At 46.6% G+C, this 21163-nt stretch carries 31 protein-coding genes; 2 read left to right on the top strand and 29 right to left on the bottom strand.

Features of this window, described 5'->3' with window-relative positions:
* The 28 genes from WDY75_RS01985 to WDY75_RS30695 all read right to left on the bottom strand — a co-directional run bounded on the left by WDY75_RS01985 (nucleotide 1) and on the right by WDY75_RS30695 (nucleotide 17398).
* A complete protein-coding gene (locus WDY75_RS01985; RefSeq protein WP_338841848.1) occupies nucleotides 1–435 on the bottom strand; it encodes a DUF6838 family protein in 435 nt (144 codons plus the stop codon).
* Nucleotides 436–864 carry an HK97 gp10 family phage protein gene (locus WDY75_RS01980; RefSeq protein ID WP_338841846.1) on the bottom strand — a complete coding sequence of 143 codons (429 nt, stop codon included), beginning with the start codon at nucleotides 862–864 and terminating at the stop codon, nucleotides 436–438. It abuts the gene before it with no gap.
* The gene (locus WDY75_RS01975; RefSeq protein WP_338841844.1) at nucleotides 861–1193 is read right to left on the bottom strand and encodes a phage head closure protein; all 333 of its coding nucleotides are present in this window, start codon (nucleotides 1191–1193) and stop codon (nucleotides 861–863) included. The genes WDY75_RS01980 and WDY75_RS01975 overlap by 4 nt, the downstream gene beginning before the upstream one ends.
* The gene (locus tag WDY75_RS01970; RefSeq protein ID WP_338841842.1) at nucleotides 1190–1459 is read right to left on the bottom strand and encodes a head-tail connector protein; all 270 of its coding nucleotides are present in this window, start codon (nucleotides 1457–1459) and stop codon (nucleotides 1190–1192) included. Before WDY75_RS01970 ends, WDY75_RS01975 begins: the two co-directional genes overlap by 4 nt.
* Nucleotides 1460–1500: 41 nt before the next feature.
* Nucleotides 1501–1845, bottom strand: a complete 345-nt coding sequence (locus WDY75_RS01965) for a hypothetical protein (RefSeq protein WP_338841840.1) — start codon at nucleotides 1843–1845, stop codon at nucleotides 1501–1503.
* Between the two features lie 44 nt (nucleotides 1846–1889).
* Entirely contained in the window at nucleotides 1890–3152 is a 1263-nt protein-coding gene (locus tag WDY75_RS01960) for a phage major capsid protein (protein ID WP_338841839.1), read from the bottom strand.
* Nucleotides 3153–3158: 6 nt separating this feature from the next.
* The gene (locus WDY75_RS01955) at nucleotides 3159–3806 is read right to left on the bottom strand and encodes an HK97 family phage prohead protease (RefSeq protein WP_119846116.1); all 648 of its coding nucleotides are present in this window, start codon (nucleotides 3804–3806) and stop codon (nucleotides 3159–3161) included.
* Nucleotides 3793–5040, bottom strand: coding sequence for a phage portal protein (locus WDY75_RS01950; RefSeq protein ID WP_220685857.1), 1248 nt, complete (start codon nucleotides 5038–5040; stop codon nucleotides 3793–3795). Before WDY75_RS01950 ends, WDY75_RS01955 begins: the two co-directional genes overlap by 14 nt.
* Nucleotides 5041–5062: 22 nt before the next feature.
* A complete protein-coding gene (locus tag WDY75_RS01945; RefSeq protein ID WP_220685858.1) occupies nucleotides 5063–6784 on the bottom strand; it encodes a terminase large subunit in 1722 nt (573 codons plus the stop codon).
* Complete coding sequence (locus WDY75_RS01940) at nucleotides 6741–7112, bottom strand: hypothetical protein (RefSeq protein ID WP_338841835.1); 372 nt, start codon at nucleotides 7110–7112, stop codon at nucleotides 6741–6743. The genes WDY75_RS01945 and WDY75_RS01940 overlap by 44 nt, the downstream gene beginning before the upstream one ends.
* A 146-nt stretch (nucleotides 7113–7258) precedes the next feature.
* A complete protein-coding gene (locus WDY75_RS01935) occupies nucleotides 7259–7570 on the bottom strand; it encodes a hypothetical protein (RefSeq protein WP_338841834.1) in 312 nt (103 codons plus the stop codon).
* Entirely contained in the window at nucleotides 7563–7808 is a 246-nt protein-coding gene (locus WDY75_RS01930) for a hypothetical protein (RefSeq protein WP_338841833.1), read from the bottom strand. Before WDY75_RS01930 ends, WDY75_RS01935 begins: the two co-directional genes overlap by 8 nt.
* A 22-nt stretch (nucleotides 7809–7830) precedes the next feature.
* Nucleotides 7831–7989: a hypothetical protein gene (locus WDY75_RS01925; RefSeq protein ID WP_338841832.1), complete on the bottom strand. Its 159-nt coding sequence runs from the start codon at nucleotides 7987–7989 to the stop codon at nucleotides 7831–7833.
* 14 nt (nucleotides 7990–8003) lie between these two features.
* Nucleotides 8004–8702: an HNH endonuclease gene (locus WDY75_RS01920; protein WP_338841830.1), complete on the bottom strand. Its 699-nt coding sequence runs from the start codon at nucleotides 8700–8702 to the stop codon at nucleotides 8004–8006.
* Nucleotide 8703: 1 nt separating this feature from the next.
* Nucleotides 8704–9453 carry a phage terminase small subunit gene (gene terS, locus WDY75_RS01915; protein ID WP_338841829.1) on the bottom strand — a complete coding sequence of 250 codons (750 nt, stop codon included), beginning with the start codon at nucleotides 9451–9453 and terminating at the stop codon, nucleotides 8704–8706.
* Between the two features lie 243 nt (nucleotides 9454–9696).
* The gene (locus tag WDY75_RS01910) at nucleotides 9697–10257 is read right to left on the bottom strand and encodes a tyrosine-type recombinase/integrase (RefSeq protein ID WP_054401680.1); all 561 of its coding nucleotides are present in this window, start codon (nucleotides 10255–10257) and stop codon (nucleotides 9697–9699) included.
* Nucleotides 10258–10663: 406 nt separating this feature from the next.
* Nucleotides 10664–11041, bottom strand: a complete 378-nt coding sequence (locus tag WDY75_RS01905) for a hypothetical protein (RefSeq protein WP_338841826.1) — start codon at nucleotides 11039–11041, stop codon at nucleotides 10664–10666.
* A gap of 21 nt (nucleotides 11042–11062) precedes the next feature.
* Nucleotides 11063–11263, bottom strand: coding sequence for a hypothetical protein (locus tag WDY75_RS01900; protein WP_338841824.1), 201 nt, complete (start codon nucleotides 11261–11263; stop codon nucleotides 11063–11065).
* Nucleotides 11260–11679, bottom strand: coding sequence for a YopX family protein (locus WDY75_RS01895; protein WP_338841822.1), 420 nt, complete (start codon nucleotides 11677–11679; stop codon nucleotides 11260–11262). Before WDY75_RS01895 ends, WDY75_RS01900 begins: the two co-directional genes overlap by 4 nt.
* A 279-nt stretch (nucleotides 11680–11958) precedes the next feature.
* Nucleotides 11959–12873 (bottom strand): DUF3102 domain-containing protein, encoded by a 915-nt coding sequence (locus tag WDY75_RS01890; RefSeq protein WP_338841821.1) that lies wholly within the window; start codon nucleotides 12871–12873, stop codon nucleotides 11959–11961.
* Nucleotides 12870–14420, bottom strand: coding sequence for a PcfJ domain-containing protein (locus WDY75_RS01885; RefSeq protein WP_338841819.1), 1551 nt, complete (start codon nucleotides 14418–14420; stop codon nucleotides 12870–12872). Before WDY75_RS01885 ends, WDY75_RS01890 begins: the two co-directional genes overlap by 4 nt.
* Before the next feature lie 10 nt (nucleotides 14421–14430).
* Nucleotides 14431–14775, bottom strand: coding sequence for a hypothetical protein (locus WDY75_RS01880; protein WP_338841818.1), 345 nt, complete (start codon nucleotides 14773–14775; stop codon nucleotides 14431–14433).
* 6 nt (nucleotides 14776–14781) lie between these two features.
* Nucleotides 14782–15141: a hypothetical protein gene (locus WDY75_RS01875; RefSeq protein ID WP_338841817.1), complete on the bottom strand. Its 360-nt coding sequence runs from the start codon at nucleotides 15139–15141 to the stop codon at nucleotides 14782–14784.
* Nucleotides 15134–16048: a DnaD domain protein gene (locus tag WDY75_RS01870; protein ID WP_338841816.1), complete on the bottom strand. Its 915-nt coding sequence runs from the start codon at nucleotides 16046–16048 to the stop codon at nucleotides 15134–15136. The genes WDY75_RS01875 and WDY75_RS01870 overlap by 8 nt, the downstream gene beginning before the upstream one ends.
* Nucleotides 16049–16229: 181 nt before the next feature.
* Nucleotides 16230–16472: a hypothetical protein gene (locus tag WDY75_RS01865; protein ID WP_338841814.1), complete on the bottom strand. Its 243-nt coding sequence runs from the start codon at nucleotides 16470–16472 to the stop codon at nucleotides 16230–16232.
* Nucleotides 16473–16647: 175 nt separating this feature from the next.
* Nucleotides 16648–16947 carry a DUF6075 family protein gene (locus WDY75_RS01860; protein ID WP_338841813.1) on the bottom strand — a complete coding sequence of 100 codons (300 nt, stop codon included), beginning with the start codon at nucleotides 16945–16947 and terminating at the stop codon, nucleotides 16648–16650.
* An 18-nt stretch (nucleotides 16948–16965) separates the two neighbouring features.
* Nucleotides 16966–17124, bottom strand: a complete 159-nt coding sequence (locus WDY75_RS01855) for a hypothetical protein (protein WP_338841812.1) — start codon at nucleotides 17122–17124, stop codon at nucleotides 16966–16968.
* A 19-nt stretch (nucleotides 17125–17143) separates the two neighbouring features.
* Nucleotides 17144–17398, bottom strand: coding sequence for a helix-turn-helix transcriptional regulator (locus WDY75_RS30695; protein ID WP_409348315.1), 255 nt, complete (start codon nucleotides 17396–17398; stop codon nucleotides 17144–17146).
* Nucleotides 17399–17548: 150 nt separating this feature from the next.
* Between WDY75_RS30695 and WDY75_RS01850 the strand changes: the two genes are divergently transcribed.
* Both WDY75_RS01850 and WDY75_RS01845 read left to right on the top strand, forming a co-directional pair.
* Nucleotides 17549–18205 carry a LexA family protein gene (locus WDY75_RS01850; RefSeq protein ID WP_338841811.1) on the top strand — a complete coding sequence of 219 codons (657 nt, stop codon included), beginning with the start codon at nucleotides 17549–17551 and terminating at the stop codon, nucleotides 18203–18205.
* A 20-nt stretch (nucleotides 18206–18225) separates the two neighbouring features.
* A complete protein-coding gene (locus WDY75_RS01845; RefSeq protein ID WP_338841810.1) occupies nucleotides 18226–19683 on the top strand; it encodes a recombinase family protein in 1458 nt (485 codons plus the stop codon).
* A 239-nt stretch (nucleotides 19684–19922) separates the two neighbouring features.
* Here the strand turns inward: WDY75_RS01845 and fni are convergent, their stop codons facing one another.
* Complete coding sequence (fni, locus tag WDY75_RS01840) at nucleotides 19923–21038, bottom strand: type 2 isopentenyl-diphosphate Delta-isomerase (RefSeq protein ID WP_063478015.1); 1116 nt, start codon at nucleotides 21036–21038, stop codon at nucleotides 19923–19925.
* Nucleotides 21039–21163 lie beyond the last annotated feature (125 nt).

The following is a 21163-nucleotide window of genomic DNA, read 5'->3' as shown; positions in this document are numbered from 1 at the left end:
TCAATCCCTCTTTTCTACGTTCAAATATAGGTCGTTCATGTCCTCTCCGGTTTCGGTCATGTCAAATTCGAGTAGATAAATCTCGAACGTGGCCTGAAGCACTCCATCCGTAGCTCTGGCATCGAAATCGGAAGGAAAGACAGGATATCCTTCCTTCAGTTCAATACATCCCTTGAACCCAAGCTCCAACATTTCTGTCATATCTAGCAGCTCCTGCTGCTTGTGATGACGATCCGAAGGGAAGTAATAGATTCGGATAAGGATCGTCCGTTCCCGGCCGTAGCTGCCATGCTGTGAACCTTGCAGCTCCGTTTCAACAAAAAAAGATGAGGGTGAAAACCCCTCACTAATATCATTGCTCTGAATCTCCACGTCCGGTGCGATGGTCAACAACCGTTCATTAATGGCCGTGACAATTTCTTTTAACGTGATCATTTACTTCAGTCCTTTATCCAGCAGTTCATCGACGAAATCCTCACACGCGCTGAAGAACTTGTCCTCATACCCTTTGTGGGCTTTCTGGAACACTCGATGGCCGCGAACGAAACCGACCACCTTCCCGCTTTTGGTTACTTGCCGATGGCCGTCTTCAATCAAGTGCGCGTGCGGGGATGAGTTATACACCCGAATAGATAAGGTGTCCCCTTGATACAGGTACACCTTCCCGCGCTTAATGCCCTTGATGTAGTTGCCTGTCCGTTTCTTGACTTCTTTGCGGGCAATGGATGCCGTGTATCGTCTGAGCTTGGTTCCTTCGGATTGAAGGAATTTCCGGGTTTCCCTGGGTGTCTGGCGCTGTGCTAAATCAAGCAGCTGAACGGTGAAGTCATCCAGTTCGGACAAGTCAAATTCGTTACGGCTCATGTAATCACTTCCTCGGTAAAGATTTCAAGCTTGGCATTTCGGAAATACGGATTCAGGATAAACTTGATATTAAACCGATGTTCCTTGTAGGTGATCCACATGTCCTGCTTGATGTCTTTCCCGCTTCCATACCGGACGATGATCTTGTGTGTGGTATTACTCAGCTTCGTTTCTGCTTGCGCCCGCTGCAATGTCGCCGTTTGCGGGATGATTTCAACCCACACCTTCTCTTTAAAAACGGCATCCCGGTAATCCGTCTGTTTCATCTCGTTTTGAAACTTCTCTTTGTGCCAAACGGTAGCTTTCCCCCGCAGCTTCCCAGCGTTCATGACGTCACCCCGCTTTGGACACTCAGCTGGACAATGAAGTTCTGGATCACGGTCGGTATCTTGATATCCTTGTCCGTGACTTCCCGGTTTTCATAGAACAGTGCAACCAGCATCAGAACCACGATGTTATAAAGCTCGTTTCTCTGTTGTTCCGGTACCCCCGCGCCGCGAAGGTACTCCTTTGCACCGGCAATAAAACCGGTGATCAGAAGGTCATCTTCGTCATAATCCACCCGAAGGTAATCCTTAACGTATTGAAGGTTCATGGTCCATCTCCTTCATACTCCCAATCGCTTGGGAATTTCGTTTATTCGTTCCCTGTGACATCTCCTGTTGGTGGATTCGCTTCGGAAGTTTCTGAACTTCCTGCTGGGGGAACGCTGTCCTCTGATGTCGGCTTGTCTTCTGTGGCCTTCTGTGTGCCTTCAGGATCGTTTTTTACCGTTTCCTGAACTTCTACAGCAACTTCTACCGAAAACGGCGCCAGAACGATTCTAGCGCCGCTATGCTCGGATTCAAAACGGATCTTCTCGGACAGTTGTTCATGCTCGGTTATGCTGAGTGGGCGATTCGCTTTCCAAATGACCAGCACTTCCTCGCCGACTTTAACTTCGTCTGCCTTTTCAGCAGTTATTTTCTTTCCTCGTGCCATAATGGCTCATCCCTTTCTGTAAAGAGGGCGTAGCGCCCTCTGGATTAAGTTGTTGTGCCTTTTTTGACGATGACCACGCCGTTTGGATCAATCAGCTTGCCGTCAGCGATCAGAATCGCCTTGTCCACCCACTCGTTTGTGTCGTGATCAAAATAACGGAAGAGCTGCATTTCAAGATTCGAATTGAAACCGTAGTTCTTCAGGTTGCACAGAATAGCGACCGCTTCACCGGCAGCGGCATCGTCGTAGAACGGAAGGACATCATCCTCTACCTCAATGACTTCCTTGCCGCTAAAGCGTCCCTGTGGCCCCTCTGTGATGCCGTAGTTCGTGCGGGCGATGGGTTGACCTTGGTCATCGGTCATCCCGTCAATGTAGCCATCATACGTTGAGGACGCCATAATGAAGGCTGCCCCGGCCTTATAGGCTAACGGCAGCTTAGCCAACACTTTCTTCTTCCAACCTTCCCACGAGGTGAATTCTGCATCGGTCAACGTGACAATCTGCGCAGCCGGAACCCGGTCATCGTTCAGAATGCCTTTTGCCTTTCCGTTCCCATCCCCGCGAACAACGGCCAAATCAATGGCCTTAATCATGGCTTCCACAATCAGCTCAGTAATCGTGGCTTCAAACCCTTCCAGCGTTGTGGTGTCGGCCAGCAGCGAAATGGCCACTTTGCATTCGAGACCGTGATAATTAAAGGATACCTTCGTATTAGCCGTAACCTTTTGTTTGTCCGAGGGCGTAGTTTCCCCGATCCATTGGGCTACCGGCTTAAGCGTGGCGATTGGAACATCTACGCCGCCTTTAATATTGAGTTGGCGCACCCGCTTGAAGATTTGCCCATATACCTTCAGTTGTCGCACGACTTCACTTAGGATCGTCGTCGGAATGACGGCGGACACATCGGCCGTCGTGGTCGTGGCTCGAAGCTCCGGCGTGATTTCTCCAGTCTTGGCAAACTTCATGAAGGCACTGCGATATTCTACCGAGCTGTACGGGTCCGCAGGTTGCTCCGATCGCTGATGCTGTTGCATTCCGTATGAGCTGAGTACTTGAGCTTGCGCGGAACCTCCCGGCGCTGGAACTTGGCTTCTGCCTTCAGCTGGCGGCGTGCTTCCTCCTGCTGGTTCCTCAGGTAGCTTGTCCAGTTCGCTGCGGATCTCGCTAATCTCCCCGTTAATGCCATCCAGTTCAGTGTTAATGCTCCGCAGCTCTTCAATCGTTGTGGCCTTATCAGCCTGAATCCCCAGCTCTTTCTTGCGCGCTTCTTTCTGTCCCAGCAGTTTCTCCAAAAATTTTCTCATCGTTCATCAACCTTTCAAGAGTATTTGACTTCGTAGGCGTAACATTTCAAGCTCGTTGTTCGAACTCGCCAGTTCGGACCGCGCACTCTCCAGTGCGGCGCGGGCACTTTCCAGTGCCTGCTCGTCACGAGCGTTTATATCAGTTCCGGCATAGGCCGGAAAGGATACCGCAGATACTTCAATGACGCGGGCAATATCCAGGATTCGGCGAACCGGCATATCCGTGTCCAGCCCTTCCCACTTCTGATCCCGGATGAAAAAAATAAAGGACATGCCGTTAACGTCCTGCCTTGCGATGGACGAATGCAATGCCCTTGCCTCGGTATTATTTTCGATGTCCAGATTTCCCCGGACGAGCAGTCCCGTGTCATCCACACTCAGCTGCAGGGTCGAATTTGCATTGTTATTACGGCTTCTAGCTAGTGGTATGCTTTGTAAATTGTGATTCACCGTAAGCACCACGTCTCTGAAATCCGTTTTTGAGAATGCCGTTCGTTCAATGATTTCTTCGTACCATCCACCGATGACGGTTTTTTGATCAAACACGGCGGCATGTCCCTCAATGACCCCGCTCTCCTGTTCGGCCCTTAAATCCGGAAATGTGAAGGAACGCTTTTCCCTGGTCATCAGATCCGGAAGATTAGTCTTGCTCATTGTCTTCCACCGCCTTTCCTTTGTTCATGTTTGACATCTGGTATTGGTTAATCAGTGTAACGTCAATGTAATTCAGTGATTGCGTTCGGCGCTCACCACCCTTCACGGGCGGATACCCGAGCAGCTTCAGCTTTTGGTTATCGCTGAGCAGGCCCTGTTCGCCGGTTACTTTGATCAAATTCAACTTAGCCCCGGTGCTGAGGTAATTCATATCGCGATGGTAGAAAACAATCTCGTTGCCTACATCCAGCTCCCGCTCTGTAAACAGAATCTTCGAAAACTTTTGGCCAAAATAAATGACCAGTGGCTCGAGCGTTTTTTCATAAAACGCTTGATACTGGTCATCGTTGAATTCGCCGGTGATGATCGGCAAGGATACCCCGAACCAATTCAGCACACTTTGCTGAAGGAAAGCTAGGGTATCCTTATCTATGAATTTGACATCTCCCTTAATCGGGATGTATTCCCCTTTTAAGTCAACCGGCAATATCCCGCTTTCGCCTGAAGCGATAAGGCGTTCAAATCTTGCACGTTCCGCCCGACTGGCATCATCATCCATCATGGTTGACACTTTGAGCACTGCCTGAACAGCCGCATTAATCTTGGCCGCTCTTGCTAACCCCTGGGATAGCGTATGATTCGTTTCGAGGACCTTCAACAATGCGGCGTTATCCGGCTGGCCGTTCATCCCGCCGCCCATCATCTCGTTCACCGAGAATTTCTTGCGTAGATGGATTACATCCGCATATGGGAACATGAAATTTGTTCCGTTCGGGAAATAGAATCGAATCAGCATAACGCCTCGCGGGTCCTGTAGAAATTCAACGCGGCTTGGATTGATGGGATAGAAGGCGCGGTATGTCCGCTTCTCGATGCCGCTGCTGGTATCCGAATCGAAGATTGGTATGATAAAGGCGTTGTAATTCATAAACAGCAGCCAGATCGTTTTTTCGATAAACTCACTCGTTGTCATTAGCGGATTCGGGCCAAACTTTAGCAGCCGGTTAATGTTGCCCTTCGGGATATGCTGCTCATCATCCCCATGGCGGATATGGCGCGGCTGAAGCTTGCTCATCTCTGTTGCAATCGCATTGATACAGTCCTGCACGATATCAGAAGCATAGATATCTGTCCCGAACTGGCTAAAGATCGGCATCCCACCGCTCATCATACGCATGATCTTCGCGTCTTTTCGCTGGCTGGCCCAGCCTCGAAGCACGTCCAATAACGACATGGTATTCCTCCTTTCCTTAGAATTAAGCGGACAGCCGCAGGAAATCGCTTCGGTTATCCAAGTACACCCGATAACAGATGATCAGCGTCACCGCGCCGTCGATCTTTTTATCTTCCTTGCCTTGAATTTTGACTGGCATTTGTTCCATCTTCGAATTGACGGCAATGGACGTATTTTCCAGACACCATCGATCCAGGCTGTCATCGTTGTAATAAATCAGATCACTTCGAAGATCCGCTTCGACCAATCGCATGGGTTCCGACATCGGCCCCCAATCTTGAACCACACGAACCGTATCAAACCCGAGGTCTTCCATTTCCTTCGCCCAATAGACGGCCGACCATTTGTCATATCCAATTTTTAAGAATCGAATGCCGTACTCTTTGACGAGCTTAACGAACCACGCTGTGACATGGCTGAAATCATTCTCGTTCCCGTCGCTGATCGTAATTCGGCCTTGTCGAACCCATTCCTTGTATTTGTCCTCATCCTCTTTGGACAGGTTCAACAGCTTCGTTTGCGGTATAAAGTATTGAGAAACGGTGTACTTCTTCCCGTCCTTAATGAACAAGGCTCTTGCACATGCCAAGTCGCCTGACTTGGATAGGTCAACGCCGCCGATCGCGACACGCCCGCGCATTTCTTCCAGTTCAAACGGCTCGTCTTTGCTGTTCCGTATTTCTTCAGCCAGCAGCCACGCCGCCGCATTGTTGGATTTGATATTGAAATCTTTAGACAACATAAAAACCCGCTCGGCTTTGTCCTTCTGCGCCTTGCGGATTTGGTCTTTGATGTATTTAACTTTCTTGATGCTGCCCAAGCTTGGATTCGATTTTTGCCAGGACTTCGGGTCTTGCCATACTTCCTGTTCGCTGTCCTGCGTGTACAGCCAGGCCAGCAGCGTGGCGTCCTCCTGTTCGCCCTCCAGGACTCCCCTCGCATACTTCAATTCCTGATCGAGATAACCGTCATTGACAAACCCCTCGGTCGTGATGTTGATAAACCATGGCTCGTCCTTGGTGGACTGTGATTGGTCAATGGATTTGGCGATGACGTTCGTTTTCATCTCATGGGATTCATCCAGGATCGCGCCATCGATGTTGCGCCCTTCTTTGTTTCGGGTCTTGTCCGAAATTTTGAAGATCCGGCTGCGGTTCTTTTGATTGTAAATCCCCTTCAAGTTCTTATGCGTCCGTTTGCCTTTCGGATCGAACTGCTCCCGCATGTTGTTGATCTCACCAAAGATTAAATCCGCTTGGCTGTCGTCATTCGAGGAGCACACGATATCATTACCGCCGGTTCCGACCATTAGTTCCGTTAAACACAGCGCCGCGCACAGTGTTGATTTCCCATTTTTCCGAGCGATCAGAAGAATGGCTTTCTTGAACCTGCGCAGCTTCGGCTTCGGCGGATATTCTTCATAATATCGATAGTATCCTTCGTCTGACCACTTGAACGAATAAAAAACCTCAATGAACGCTTTCTCCCACAACTCCAATAAAAACGGCTTTCCGTAAAACGGGCTTTTCGTGTGGCGACAAAAAGTCTCGATGAACTCGATTCGGAAATGTGCATCTGAAGTGTCGTAAATGTAATCCGGGTTTTCCAAATCGGCGACCAGGTTGTTCAGCAGTTGCGTTAATTCCTGGCCCGCAATAATCTCGCCACGATCAATGGCGCATTTGTATTGCAGTAGATAGTTAGTCGCCCTGACGTTCACGCAGGAACTTATCGAATTCGTCATCGTCTTCGATCACGTCCTTCATCAGTACCCCATTCAGCGTTTTTACAATAACAGAATAAGAGTTGACGTTCTTCAAATACTGCTTGGCCGCTTCGACGGTCCGCTGAAGCCGGGGATTCGTCGGATGGAATTCCACCATGCCGGTCTCTGCCATCCGGCTGCGCAGCTCCGAATTTTCTGCTTTCAGAAAAGCCGCATCTTGAATAAGACCGTCAACCAGCTCCGCCTTTTCCGGGTCAACTTTTTTGAATATTTCCCGAAGCTTCGCTTCTTCTCGTTTGTAAATTTCATTTTTGGCAGAAATTCGAACCACCTCACCGATTTTCAAAATTTTGACCTTGTGCGAAAAAAGGGTTCCCTATACGGTCCTGGACGGACCTTCATTTTTTTTGTTACCGGGGGGCTTAGATTACGAGATGAATTTTTAATGCTTTAGACGTTCGTTCAAGTACTTCGCCAACAATCTCGTCAGCCTCATCGGTTCCCTTGCTCATCAACAGTGACATTAATATCTGAATCGAAATCAGGTGAATGATCATCTGTTCCTAAATCCTTTTCAATGCTGTCACACACTTCATTCAATCTTTCGGCAAGGTGCTTTCCCTCGCTAGCAAGCAAACTGTATTTGCTTTCATTCATACGGATCAGTCTATCCAGGTACTCCATCTTTGCATGTATGTTTGCTCTTGGTTTGATATCGAACAATGGAGTAACCAGTTCGGGCTTACCATCCCGTAATTCATCCGACAGGATTGGATTAGCAGACTTCCTTTTCCACTTAAACATCGTGAGCCCTCCCTTTATCCAAGTGCGCAGTAAGCAGCCATCTTTCTTCTCGCTTGAAATCGCCAAGCAATCTGTCCTCACTGTCAACCCGAAGGCCGTCCTTCAATTGCCTTGTTGGATATCCGCAATATGCGTATGTCCATTCCCTTCTACGCAATCCGTTATCCTGGGCAATCTGTTCAGCTTCTGCAAGATTGGCAGCGGCAATGATGTATCTTTGAAAACCATTAGCATTCAACGGTAGATCACCTCGCGGCGTATTATTTACCCAAGGAAGTTTTTTGATATTCAATAACCAGCCTCATAACTTCCTGTCTATCAAAACCCTGATTCAACAGTGCATCCCGGTACTTTGCCAGCAGCTCTGCCATGTCACGCATCGCGGCTAACATTTGATCCCATTGTGCTGTATCATTCATCTTCCTTCGCTCCCTCAAGGTTGATATTGTTCAAACCATTTATCGATGTAGCCACGCCATTCATCACGGCGATACTTGCGGTTCTCGTCCACTTCCAGACGCGCCAGGCATTCCTCGCGGCTCACATCACAAAAGATTAGCTCAGCCCCTAAGTCATCGGCCAGACGTTCACGCTTCCGCTTGTCCGCATACCCTCCGATCACCCAAGCGCTACGCCACTTACCATAGCGAGTCTTGATATTGTCGATCAGCATGTTATGAATGCCTCTCACATTAAATAACAGCCCGTCAGGCTTATCATAGTTCGGAAGCATGGACACCGCAGCATACAGCCTATCCATATCCACGATCAAATCCCCTCGTGTCATGTGCTGTTGAACATAATCCTCGTGTCCTGCCAGCGGCGGACCATACACAACGTAAACACCTTTTTCTCTTTGATAGCCGAACCGGCCGTGAATCTCGTTGTGGCATTCATGGTGAACCACCAGGATATTCTCAGGATTCAGGGAGATGTTTACGTCATGGACGTTCTCAGGAGTCAATTCGATAATATGGTGAAGGGTTAGCTCGCTGGACTTAATCACATATTTTCCACAGTGTTCACAGCGCATCCCGTTGTCTCTAATCGCTCGTTCATTGATCACAACCAGACGGAACTTTTGCCACGCTTCACTAGCATAGAAGCTCTTCAGGATCGCATATCTAGCCATATCACCACGCCTCCGATTTAAGCTTGTTCACTTCAAGCTGCATCCGCTTGACCTTCAGCTGTAATTCCTCGGTGGTCAGCTCATTGCGGTCAAACTGATCAAGCATTGTCACACAACGCATCTTCCTACCTTGAACGGCCGTAAGCGCGCTATGTATTTGAAGCATTCGCTCAAGCTTTTGCGGCTCTTTCGTCTTCTCTTCCACAATCTGCTTTTGCAAAGTCTTAACCGGCTTGAACTGCGGAACACCATCCACAAAATGAAGCGTCTCAGCCCCTTCTGCTTCTGGATCGTCCACCTCATTGAAATGATACCTCCGTTCAATACTCATTCGATCATGCCCCGCCTCAATCTCATTCATGTTTTTCATCAACATGAACTCCCGATACTCTAGCAGCGCGATTTCATTAACAAGTATCTGTCGCGGATCGGTTTCCATCTGCATGAGCTTCAGTTTATGTTCGGCTGCAATCTGGCTCATCCACATGGATTCGTACATGCCATGCTTCCAGCCATTCTTATTTCCCGGTGGAGCGCCACCGCCTTTATTTCCTACAGCATTGGTATTTCCCGGCTGCCCTCCGCGCTTACGTCTTGGCCTGGCTTCCCAAGCATCTTCATGCTTCCACTTTCGGACGAGGGATGCGGATACCTCCAAGCGCTTGGCAATATCAACAAGCGGCATCGTTCGATTACTTTTTTCCCACAAACTAAATGCCTTGTCTCGTTTTTCACTGCGTCCTCTACTCACCTCATCACCACCACCTCCGAACGGTATTTGAGTTTGGACAGTACACTTTTGACAGTTGCTTCCAAACGTTACTTCAGCAGGCTAAAGGTTGTCGTCTGTTTTCTTCTAAATACTGGTTTTTGAGTGAAACATAATGGTAATACTGTTGCACTCGTTTTAGGCAAAAAAAATTGCATTTCTTCATATATGGATCTCTCCATTATGAAGGGACTGCAATGAACACGGAATTATGTTGCACTGAATTTAGCGAAGAGCCATGATAGCCCGGTCCATCATATCCTGTGTAAGCCCGATATAGTCCAAAGTTTCCCTCGGATCACTATGACCGAACATATCCATTAGTAACGCTAGATTCTCTGGATTTTGCATATATAACCGATAGGCCCATGTCTTTCTCAATGTATGGCAACCAATTTCTTTTAAACCGAATTCCCTAGCTGCATCATTCAGAAAACGATAGGCGGTTGTCCGGTCAATCGGTTGGTTTTTCATGCGGCTGATCTTCTTCCGCTGCCTGCTGGCAAACAGGAAATCAGATCCTTTCATACCGGATATGTACTCATCCAGATCACTTCGAATACTTGGATGGATAATGAACCGTTTAGCATGTTTGTTCTTTTGCTCGATCAAGCTAACATGGGAGCCGCGAACCTCGTCAACCCGAAGCTTACATAAATCAGATACCCGTAGTCCGCTGTAGATCCCGATACAAAAGAACAAATAGTTTCGCATACTTCGCAGCAGGAAGTATTCCTTCATTCCGTCTATGATTCGTTCGTCGCGAATCGGCTGTACTTTCTTCATATCACCACCTCAATGTAAACCCTGAGAAAAAGAAATACCGCCCCCGAAGGAGCGGCTATATAGGAGAATGGTTATGAAACCCGTTGTTGGTTGGCCTTGATAGGATTCGAACCTATCTAATCCTGAAGGCCATGAAAATATCCGTATTTATACCCCGCCCGGATGGAGCGGATTCGGGGCATCAAACCCCACCTCACACCGAGCCCTTGACGATGAACGTCTAAGGATGAATCGTTCCATCCCACAGCGCGGCCGAGTTCCTACCGCGATAACGGGCAGTAGGCACACCGGAGAGGTTGAATTCCTCTCTATGTGCCTACTTTATAACTGAACTACAGACGCTGTGCGGACACTGAACAGACAAGCAATTGACAGTGTACAGACAAGATACAGACAGATTTTCAAATTACACAACGCCCCATAATTTAAGCGTGCTTGCGACTGATTCTACCCCGTCCACAATCCGTCTATCAAACGTTCGTTCGTGGATTCTGTTCCACCGGATAACGGCTGCTTTGCGGGGATTCCCCTTCATAAATCGGTATTCCATCATGGCCCTAAGTTCCATGTCTACTATTACTCGAATTGCACGTTCTATATTTTCCGTTTTGAACTTCCAATCTTCATAAATGATTTGTTGCTTCTCATTTAGAACATCACAAGATCCCAATTCATCGACAATCTTACGCATTCTGATGTATCGTCTGAGCAACGTCTTTGCTGCAATACGATCCTCTTCTGTGACGCTTTCGTAAAATTCCACCTGCACCACCGCAGCCCCCATAGTTGGCTCCTTTCTGTATAATTACGCTTTGGCTTCTCCCAATGCTGTAATGGCAAATGTTACGGCTGTGGACCATGTAAAATCCCCTTCGTTCCCCTTTCTGTCAATGGGTACATACCCTGCATCTAATCTTCCTTCCCTAACTTCCAGCTTTTCTAACCGGCGCAACAATCCATTCTTTAGGACATAGGTCTTACCGACTTTGATTGCGTTTATATTCATCGTCTGCTCTCCAATAGTTCCGGGTTCTCGTGTATGTTGCCGATCTTCTTTGTCCCTTCAGCCCAACAGTAATCCCGGTCGAATTCTATTACGTCCGAAGCCCAAACAAATCCATCCGGAAGACTATCAGCGACAAACATATAAGCACACCCTACATACTTTACTTCGCAAGAATGCTTCGTTCCTTCGTATTCAAGTTCCACTATGTCACCGTTGTATATCTCGTCTTGGTTCTCATAATCTTCATGGAATCCGGTGTATTGCATGAGAATCCTTTCGGAATCCGAGAAACCCCGTACATACTGACCGTCAAGCGGACTATATGCCGCTACCTTGCCGTTTGAATCAATGGTCACTTCGTAATCCATTTCTTTTTCAAATACGTTCCACGCTCTGAATTTGATATCAGTTTTCATTTTTTCTTCCCCCTGTTCAACTGATTTCTTGACGTTTGGACACCCAGGCAAACCCGAACCCTTTACGAAGTGGATCTTCAATTACGTACGCCACTCCTTTTGGAACATACATGCCTGGTTCTACCCGCAGTACTCCGAATCTTGTATCTATCGTCTTTTTTTGAGAAATCGGAGCTGATGGGCAAACCACCAGCTTCAAATTCTCAATCCTGCAACCTTTACGAATCAATGGACTCAGTGCATCATCGACCATTTGAGCTGCTCTAGGGATAAGTGTACTCATTTAGCTTTTTCTGACATTCGTCCAAGCAGGCCAGTGACTGCATTCAAAAATCTAGCATGTTCATCAGGAGCTGTTGTTTTGATTTCATATAATGCACCGAGCAGATTATCAAAGTCCTTGACCACTGTTTCGAAAATTACGGCGAACTTGGCCATTGCCTTGTTTTCATTTCGCTTCACTTGTTCGCGCAGCTGTGCCAACTCTTTCTCCACATTTTCCGGTACCTTTTCGATAATTTCAGGAGCAGGGATATCAATCGGCTTGGCCTTGAGCTGTTTTTCAAGCTCCTTGAATCTCTTCTGGTTATCCACCAACTCAGATTCTTTTTGGTTGAGCTTCTTCTGAATCTCGTTAATTTGATCGACATCCCCAATTTTATGAGCTGCTTCCAAATCGGACTTGTAACGCTCGGCCAATTCATAGTTCATGCCGTTCTGTTTCTGCATTTCGGCTAGGCTGCTTTCCACCTTTTCGCGTTCCATTCGTTCATATTCGGTCTGCTCATTAGCCTTTTTAAGTTGCTTCTCCAGCGCCTTTTTCTCTTTTATCAAGGTTTGTAGTTCTCTCGTTGAAAGATCCTCTACTTTGTTCTCTTCCGCGAAGGATTCCCGTTCCTCGGCTGGAATGGAGAGCAGCGCGACCGCCTGCGTGTAACTTAAATTTGCAAGCGTTTGGGAATTCTCGTACTCTTCAGAAACTCGCATGAAATTGTTGGCCGTTGACTGACTGTAGTTCACGTTGTCCTGGAGCCAGCCGCCCCATTCACCGTGGGCAACAAGCTCCTTTGCTTCTTTTAACTTTCTGCCGATATCAATAGCGGATTGAAGCACATACTGCCTTGCTTGTTGGTCAATGGATCTAATCTCAGCAGCGATAACTTCAGGCGAACGTAATAAAATTTGCGTTGTCATACGGCAACCTCCTGGCGATAATTTAATTTAGGACGAGTCTTTTCCTTTTTGGTAAGCTTCTCTGTAATGAATGCTTCAACGAATGCTAAAACTTCATCTGTCATGCCTTTGTTCTTGTAACCCCTGCATTGCACAATCCGTCCTTTTTGAATCTCCATGGTAAAGTATGGTTTGTCCGGATCTTTTGACTTGCGGACAAGGAAAATGTCACAGTGTCCTAATGCGTATCTCTCCGAGTATCTACCAACACAATGCTGAAGGTTCTTACCTTCATCGAATAGCTCAATGGTTGATGCAGCCGGCCGTAGAATCAGTCCATCCTTTTCAAATCGGAATGCCTCAAGGATCTGGAGCCGTTCAGAAATTTTCGAGTTTAATCCTTTATCCTTTTTCATCTTGATTTGCTTTGTTAACTTGGCGTGCGCTTCGTGAAGATTATTAGGAAATAGGTTCCTTTCCTCCCTAATATCAATTTTCAGTTCCAGACACTCTGAACGATAATCTCGCCAATCCGCGATAACCGTTGAAGCGCGTTCATAGTGATCGCCGTGGTTTCGGATCTGCTTTAACACGTAGGAATAGACTTCTTTCTCGGACGTCAGTTTCATCAGTTCTTGTACATAATCACGATAGATCGGCGCTTCGAGATCCGCTGCTTGTATCGCCTCCGCAATCCCTACCTGTAAGCCGATGTTGCGCATTTTTTGGTAGGTTCTCAGTGCCTGTGGTGAAACATCTCGCCCTGATCCCCGTATTGCTTTCAGTTCCGCTTTGTTCAGCCTGAGTACATCGAATATCGTTTTCCCATTCCAATTGATTGCACCATACGTTTTATCTCTGTAGAGCTTGGCCCACACCATGGAGGAAAATCCAAGTTTGGTCAGGTATTCGATGCAAGGATAACGTGCAGCTAAGTCGAAAAATTCGGTCATATCGCTGACGTATGTACCGTTGTCGTACTTGGTGTACTGCTCCCAAGTGCTGTATTGAAACGGCGTACCCTTTACAGCTTGGCGAATGTTTTTCACGGACATATGCTTCTTCCAACTTCCATACTTGTATTCCCCATCAAATGCTGAACGTAGATTTTTAGCCTGTTCCATTGAGTAGCTAAAATAAGTGCTGTTTCCCGGCTGGAATAAGTACATATGGCTGGAATTGTATTTGGTGATCACTTCTTTGAAGTCACCGCTATAGTCGCGATAGACACTGATCACCCTGGCCGTAATTGCTTGATTGTCCTGTGCAGACTTTTCGTACCAGACCAGCACCGCACTATCACACATGGATTTCCTGCTGATCCCCGCCGCCCGAACACCACACTTTGACTTACAGTTCGGACATGTAGCACGCTCTAATTGTTTGTGTCGTAATCTCTCTTTTGGGCGGTGCTGTTTTTTGCAATAGGTACAATAGGCGAACTGCTCCTTGGCGACCGTTTTAATAAACAAGTACCGACTTTCCTTCAAAACGGTGTCTGTCACATATCGTTCCAACCGAGCACTGATTTTCTCCGGAAAGTGAGCTTTGAATTCTTCGAATTTCATCGCTATCACCTCACATGAATTCGTCAAGCTTCACATCGAATCGTGAAACTTCCGGTTCTGGTGGATTGATTTGCGCGGCTTGGACAGGTTGCCCGTCTATCTCGAAGTATTTCAACACAATCGCATAGCCTTCAGCATCCGTTAGCATGGCCATGCCGTTTGATTGTTTTTTTCGAGCTTCGTTCTTCATAGCTTCCAAGCTCTTGGCAATGCTCTTTCCTTTTACCACGATCTTCTCTGCGCATTCTGGATGGGCTTGTACATGCTGAATCAAAAAGTTTCCGATCACTTGGATATATGGATTGTTCTGGTTGCCTGTGATCTCGTCTTGCAGCTTCTTCACTGCCTGTTCCATCTCAGTTCACCCTTTCGATTTATCTCTAACCCCATCGCCTCTCCGGCGTTTCAAAATTCGTAATTCCTGCTCATCGACTTTGCTCATGTCGATCTGCTCTATGAACCTGGACCATATCGGCACATAGCGGTAACTGCTAAGTTCTCTGGAGCAATATACATAAGCAGCCGGCTTTTCCTTTTCACCTACTGGACAACCAAGCTGGGCACAACGTGTGTATGTCAGCAAGATATCTGCAACCGGTTCAGGTGCTCCAGCCCATTTTCCTTCCCATCTCCATTCCCCGTCGATCTCGACCTGACGAGGGATAAGGCAAGGCATGCCGGACGCTTTTGCTTGGACCTTGTTCAGCCAGAGTTTACGCATCGGGCTTATCCGACATCTGACGTGCAAACTCCATCAGCTCAGCCAATTGTTCATCAGTTACTTGATTGTCTGGCGGCGGTTCGTTAGTAGTGATTGGGATTGACGGTTTGCCTGATCTACTTTGAGAGCCTGTCCGTTTCTTTGGCTGCTCCTTTGTCCAAGGTTCGTCAATCCCTTCTGCTTTCCAGTTCTTTAGAATGCCTTCGACATACTTTGTCATGCGTTTACCAGCTAAAACCGCCTTCTTCATAGCTTCACATACCCAACGACTGCCATAGGTATCAATCATGTCGTCAAGCTGATCTTTAATCACAGAACTGATTGTTCCGAATCCTTCATTTTCAAACATCCTATAAGGATTCATTTCAAATTCTAGACGACTACTACTGACCGGATCGATCGGGTTTGGTTCTGTTGGTTGTTGTTCTGTATGGTTATGTTGGTTATGTTGTGTTGTGTTGTGTTTGTTGTGTTTGTCTTGTAGCCCTGTGACACCATCATCAGTCACAGGTGTGTCACGCGTGACATCGACGTGACTATCCTTTGATTGTTTTAATTTTTCGCGTGACTTCTTCTTCCGCTCGTTGTTCTTCTCCCTTTTATCAAAGAGCCTTCCGCCATATTCAAACCAATCATGAATCAGCAGCTCTTCCTCTGTCTGGTCAACAAATCTTGCATCAATAAGCATACGAACCAACAGATCAGGATCACCATCAAACTGCATCGCGTCAGCTATATCTTCGTGTTCAAATTTCGATAGATCACCATCTGGGGCATAGTCCAATGCCCACCACCAAAGCATGTGTAAGTGTCCGACCATCGTTGGAATAGTTACACCCAGTTTTCGTGCACACCTCTTTGTTTTGGGATGTCCGGCCAATGCCTGGTGACTTTCAATCCACGCCAAAACGTGACCTCCTCCCGGATTATGTTGCATGTATCTGTGACATGCTCTTGTTGTCACGGCAGTGTCACGCGTGACATAAGCGTGACATCACTCCGATAACTCTTAATTCATCTAGGGTGACTTGTTGAGCCATACCGAATTTGGTATAATCGAACAAACAATTTTTATAAAAAGTTTCAACTTAGATCACGTTTCCGAGACGTGATCTTTGTTCGTTTTTAGGCAGCCTGTTGCACAGCTCTGGTTCTTCTGCTGGATCTATGCGCAACAAAGTTCCTTTGAGCGCCCTGATTCTTTGATCCAGGATGATCATTAGATTCAGATCACGAGACGATTCTGCCTCCATGAACTTCCGATACAGTGCATTAAGTTCTCTCCTGATTGAACGGCGCTGCTTGTCCCTCTGTGTAAAAATATCCTTCATGCTTCTCCCTCCTTTCTTCGAAGTTCAGATTCCAGCCGAGCTGCCTCATTGTTCATAAGGTCAAACCCTGCAGCGTCTAGATAATGCCCGCGGCTTAATACTTTTCTTATCTCATTCAACCTAGCTGTAGCAGCACATCGTTGCTCTAAACGTTCTGGCGTCATCCTGTTGCCTCCTAACTTGCGAACCGCATTTGAATTGCTTTCAATGCGATTTGCGTATTGGAAGGATCCAATAAATCCATGTCGGAGAGATTGACTTTATTTCGCTCGTTAAAAAGATGGAAGGCGAGCGACAGCATGAATTTTTCAGATGGAGACCAGCCCCGGGAAGCGCGTTTTAGTCCTTCAATGTCAATCGTGCACTCTTGAAAATCAAAATGAGTAACAAGGAAATTCTGCAATTTGTAATTGTTTAGAAAAATATACAGCGTACCTTTCCAGTAACGGTCTTGCTTCAATTCATTTGGGATCACTTTCTTGTCCTCCTTTTCTTAAACAACCTTATAGTTTTGGCCTGTTTGTAAATACGTGATCAGTTCCTTGCTCTTGTTAGCCAGCATCGGGAACTGTGTAGGATCGTCCCCGATGACATTACCGTTACGGTCAACAACTTGCTCAGACACTATCTGTAGCTTGCTCTTTGCTTTCACGGGCTAAATGTCTCCTTTCTTATGAAGCTTTTCTTTTGCGTTTTGTGCTTCCTTTGGTAGACGATCCGGTAAAAACGGATTCCACACCACAAAAAACCATGTCTTCTGGAACGGTGTACAACTTAACCAGAGACAAAAATAAGTCCCTAGGTATGGACGTTGAATCACCCTCGTATTTCGCTATAGTCTTAGGTGTACGGTCCACTAAGCGCGCCACTTCATCAAGGGTAAGGCCTCTATTGGTTCTAGCCGCACGAAGTGTAATTTGGTACATCTGATCAACTCCTTTCTGCGCGGTGTGATTTTATGGTAGTACGTTATTAACGGATTGTCAATACGTTTTTACCGTAAATATTTACTTGAAAAATGTAACCAATTAGTTTATAACGGATATATAGTAAATTTAAATAGGAGGAATTATACCGTGGCAAGAAAGAAGTATACTGAGGTGGAAAGAGATCTAATAAAGGGTATTGCAAAAAATCTTCGGGCAATCATTAAAAGAAAAGGATTAACTCAAAAAGAACTCGCTGAAGGTACTGATCTATCCACGAGTGTAATCTCTGACTATCTCAATGAAAAAACCCTTGCTACTCCTGGAAGCATTCAAAAAATAGCAGATTTCTTGAAAGTAAGTAAATCCGAAATCGACCCTACATTTCAACCTAAGGTTAACTTTTCAGACAATAATTTAATCCCATTAATAGGGACTATATGTGCCGGAGATGGCATCTTAGCAGAACAAAATATTGAGGATTATGTTTTTTATCCCTTCCCAGGCAAAAAACAACCAGATTATGCTTTACGCGTTAAAGGTGACAGCATGATTAATGCAGGGATCGATGACGGGGATATCGTTTACATGAAGAAAGCTAGCTGGGCTGATTATAACGGTCAAATCGTAGCTTCGGTTATTGACGATTCGTCAGAGGGGATGCTGAAACGCATTAGATGGACAGAGGGATCTGCTACAATGCAACTAATTCCAGAGAATGACAATTATGAAATAAGAGAACTTCGTCCTAATGAATTTTCAATTTGCGGAATTTATATGGGACACTTTAAGCCTGTAGAAGAATAATCAATCAACGGAGGTTCTATATGGTAATACTTGCATACATAAGAGTTAGTACTGATGAACAAGCGGAAAAAGGGAACTCCTTAACTGAACAGAAAGAAAGAATTGAAGCATACTGTAAAGCGATGGGATGGGATGAACCTATTTTCTTTATTGAAGACGGTTATAGTGCGAAATCAACGAATCGCCCAGAATTGACCATTATGCTGGAAAAAGTAAAAGAATACCCTGGCGGAAGAGTCATTACAACTAAGCTGGATCGGTTATCACGTAAATTATTTGATATCTTGAGCCTGAATAACTTCTTTGTAAAGCATAAGTTCCATTATGTCTCGGCTACTGAGGGTTTCGACACTTCAACACCAGCTGGCATGCTTGTATTGCAAATGCTTGGAATGGTAGCTGAATTTGAAAGAGAGCGTAACTCCGAACGCGTAAGAGAAAATATGCTTTCGATTGCGAGAAATAAGAACAAAAAAATTATTACTCGTCCTTGTTTTGGCTATGATATTGTTGATGGGAAAATGGCAGTGAATTTTGATGAAGCCTTATGCATTAGACGGGCTGCCATAAACCTTCTGTCAGGTACTCCAAGCCGAAGTGTTATTGGTGAATGGAATGCTCAAGGCATAACCACAAAAGAAGGGAACGAATGGCAGGATAAAACTTTTAGGGAACTGTTTCAGAGGGAAACACTAATAGGGGATTTTGTTTATAACAAAACAACTAGACAGGGCGATAAGGTGATTAAGAACGATCCATCTCTATGGATTCGAGAAGAAAATACCCATGAGGCAATTCTTGACAGAGACACCTTTTCAAAATTACAAGAGTTATTCCAAGGTCGCAAAAGTGTCGGTAAACATATGAGCAATGACACCTATTTGTTGTCTGGACTTGTTTACTGTAGTCATTGTAACTCTAAGATGAATGGGAAAATGAACCGTAGCTTTTCGAAGAGACTTAACAAAGAAAACATTCACTATCAGTATCTATGCGATGGCTATTTAAAGAAAGGCAAATGCTTTCATCATTATGTTCACCGGGATGCCATTGAAGAGTTGGTCATTGAGCGGATCAAAGAAGTAGCTGAAGCAGCTCCTGGAACTCTCAAATTAGTCATCTCCAAACCGCAAGTAAAACAAGTTGACAAAGATAGCATTGAATCCAAGTTGGCTAAGCTGGATAAAAAAATGCAGAAACAGATTGACGCCTATAATGACGATTTAATTACTGCAGAAGATTTAAAAGCTGCAACTTTAAGAGTAACAAAGGAACGGGACGCATTAAAAAAGCTTCTTGAAAGTTCTGAGGAAGAACAAGTTACTAAACAACAAGAGGAATTAAAAAGAAAGGCAAGGAGCGCCACAAAAGTGATTTTGTCAGGAGATCGGATAACCGTTAAACAGTCCATACGGCAACTTATTGAGAGAATCGAAATAAAGGACGGCAGCCAGGTGTCATTAGTTTGGCTGGCTTAATTTTATTATCTCTCACAGTTACTTAGGCAAACCGACGATCCCTGCCTTTAAAGCCATTTATGTGACAACTCCTTATTATAAGTTACTCTTATTAGTAAGTATTCAAAGCTTGGGTTCATATCACCTAAGCTGCCAATCCCAGCTAAACAATCTTATTAATTATAGCAGATACCCCATAGACTTCAATACGAATATACTGCCATCACTCCGTCCCGATTCCGGCAGTCAAGCCGGTCAATTCAGGCACGAATCAGACGCGCGGTGGACCTCAGAGCTTCGATGTTCCCTGCGCCAATTCCAAACATGGCTGTCTGCAGCTCCAATTCCACCTGCGCCAGCCGCTGGTCCAGCGCCTCTACAGAGTCAACGGCGGAGCCCAGCAATCCGCGTCCGAAGCCAGCCAGGTCAGCGCCCAGCGCTATCGCTTTCGCCGCATCAACGCCGTTTTGCAGCCCGCCACTGCCGATCAGGGTACAGGCAGGAGCAGCTTCCCGCACCTCCACAATGCATTCTGCGGTGGGATTGCCCCATCCGGCAAAAGCTTCCGCAGCGCCGCGGCGTACCGGGTCCTTGCTACGGAATTTCTCCACCTGGCTCCAGGAGGTGCCGCCCGCACCAGCCACATCGATGAACGCTGCCCCGATATCCAGCAGTCTTCGCGCGGTTTCTCCATCAATTCCCCAGCCGACCTCTTTAATGCCCACCGGCACTTCCAGCGTTCGGCACAGATCCTCAATTCGGCCAAGCAAACGGCCAAACCGGGTATTCCCCTCCGGCTGAAATACCTCCTGGAGTCCATTCAGATGAAGAACGAGCATATCGGCACCCGCGATATCCACCGCCCGCTGGCAATCGTCAAGACCAAAGCCATAGTTCAGCTGTACAGCCCCCAGGTTTGCGATAACCGGCACACTCGGTGCACACTCTCTCACGCGGAACGTAGGAGCAAGCTCCTCCTTCTCCACCGCAGCCCGGACAGAGCCTACCCCAAGCGCCCAGCCGCGGCGCTCCGCAGCTTCGGCCAGCCTCATATTAATCTCTCCGGTCGCCTTGCTTCCTCCCGTCATGGAGCTGATCAGCAATGGCGTTCGTACCGGAATATCCAGAAACGTGGTGTCCAGTTTAATATCTTCAAAGTCGATCTCCGGCAGCGCGGAGTGACGGAAGCGGTAACGTTCAAAGCCTGATGTTAAACCGACGGAGCCTACCTCCTCGTCAAGGCATAGGCGCACATGCTCTATTTTTCGTTCACCGGTTGGTACTTCCGGCAGCAGCCGGCCCTCGGATCTCCCGGTTCCACTGCCAGTAATGGTTTCAGCGGGCATGCCCGCAGTATCTTTATGTTCTGAATTCATTCCGTACCTCCTTGTTCAAGTAATTCATCCTTAAATTAACCATCTTATTAGCGTGCACAGGGTGCCGGATATGGCCGGTTGTATGATATGAAGAACAACAAGCAAAAATATAAGCCAGATGTCCG

Origin of the sequence: Paenibacillus glucanolyticus (assembly GCF_037333485.1) — a bacterium.
Taxonomy (GTDB): Bacteria; Bacillota; Bacilli; order Paenibacillales; family Paenibacillaceae; genus Paenibacillus_AQ; species Paenibacillus_AQ glucanolyticus.
Note: the sequence above shows the minus strand (reverse complement) of the source record. Positions and strands in the feature narration are given on the sequence as shown.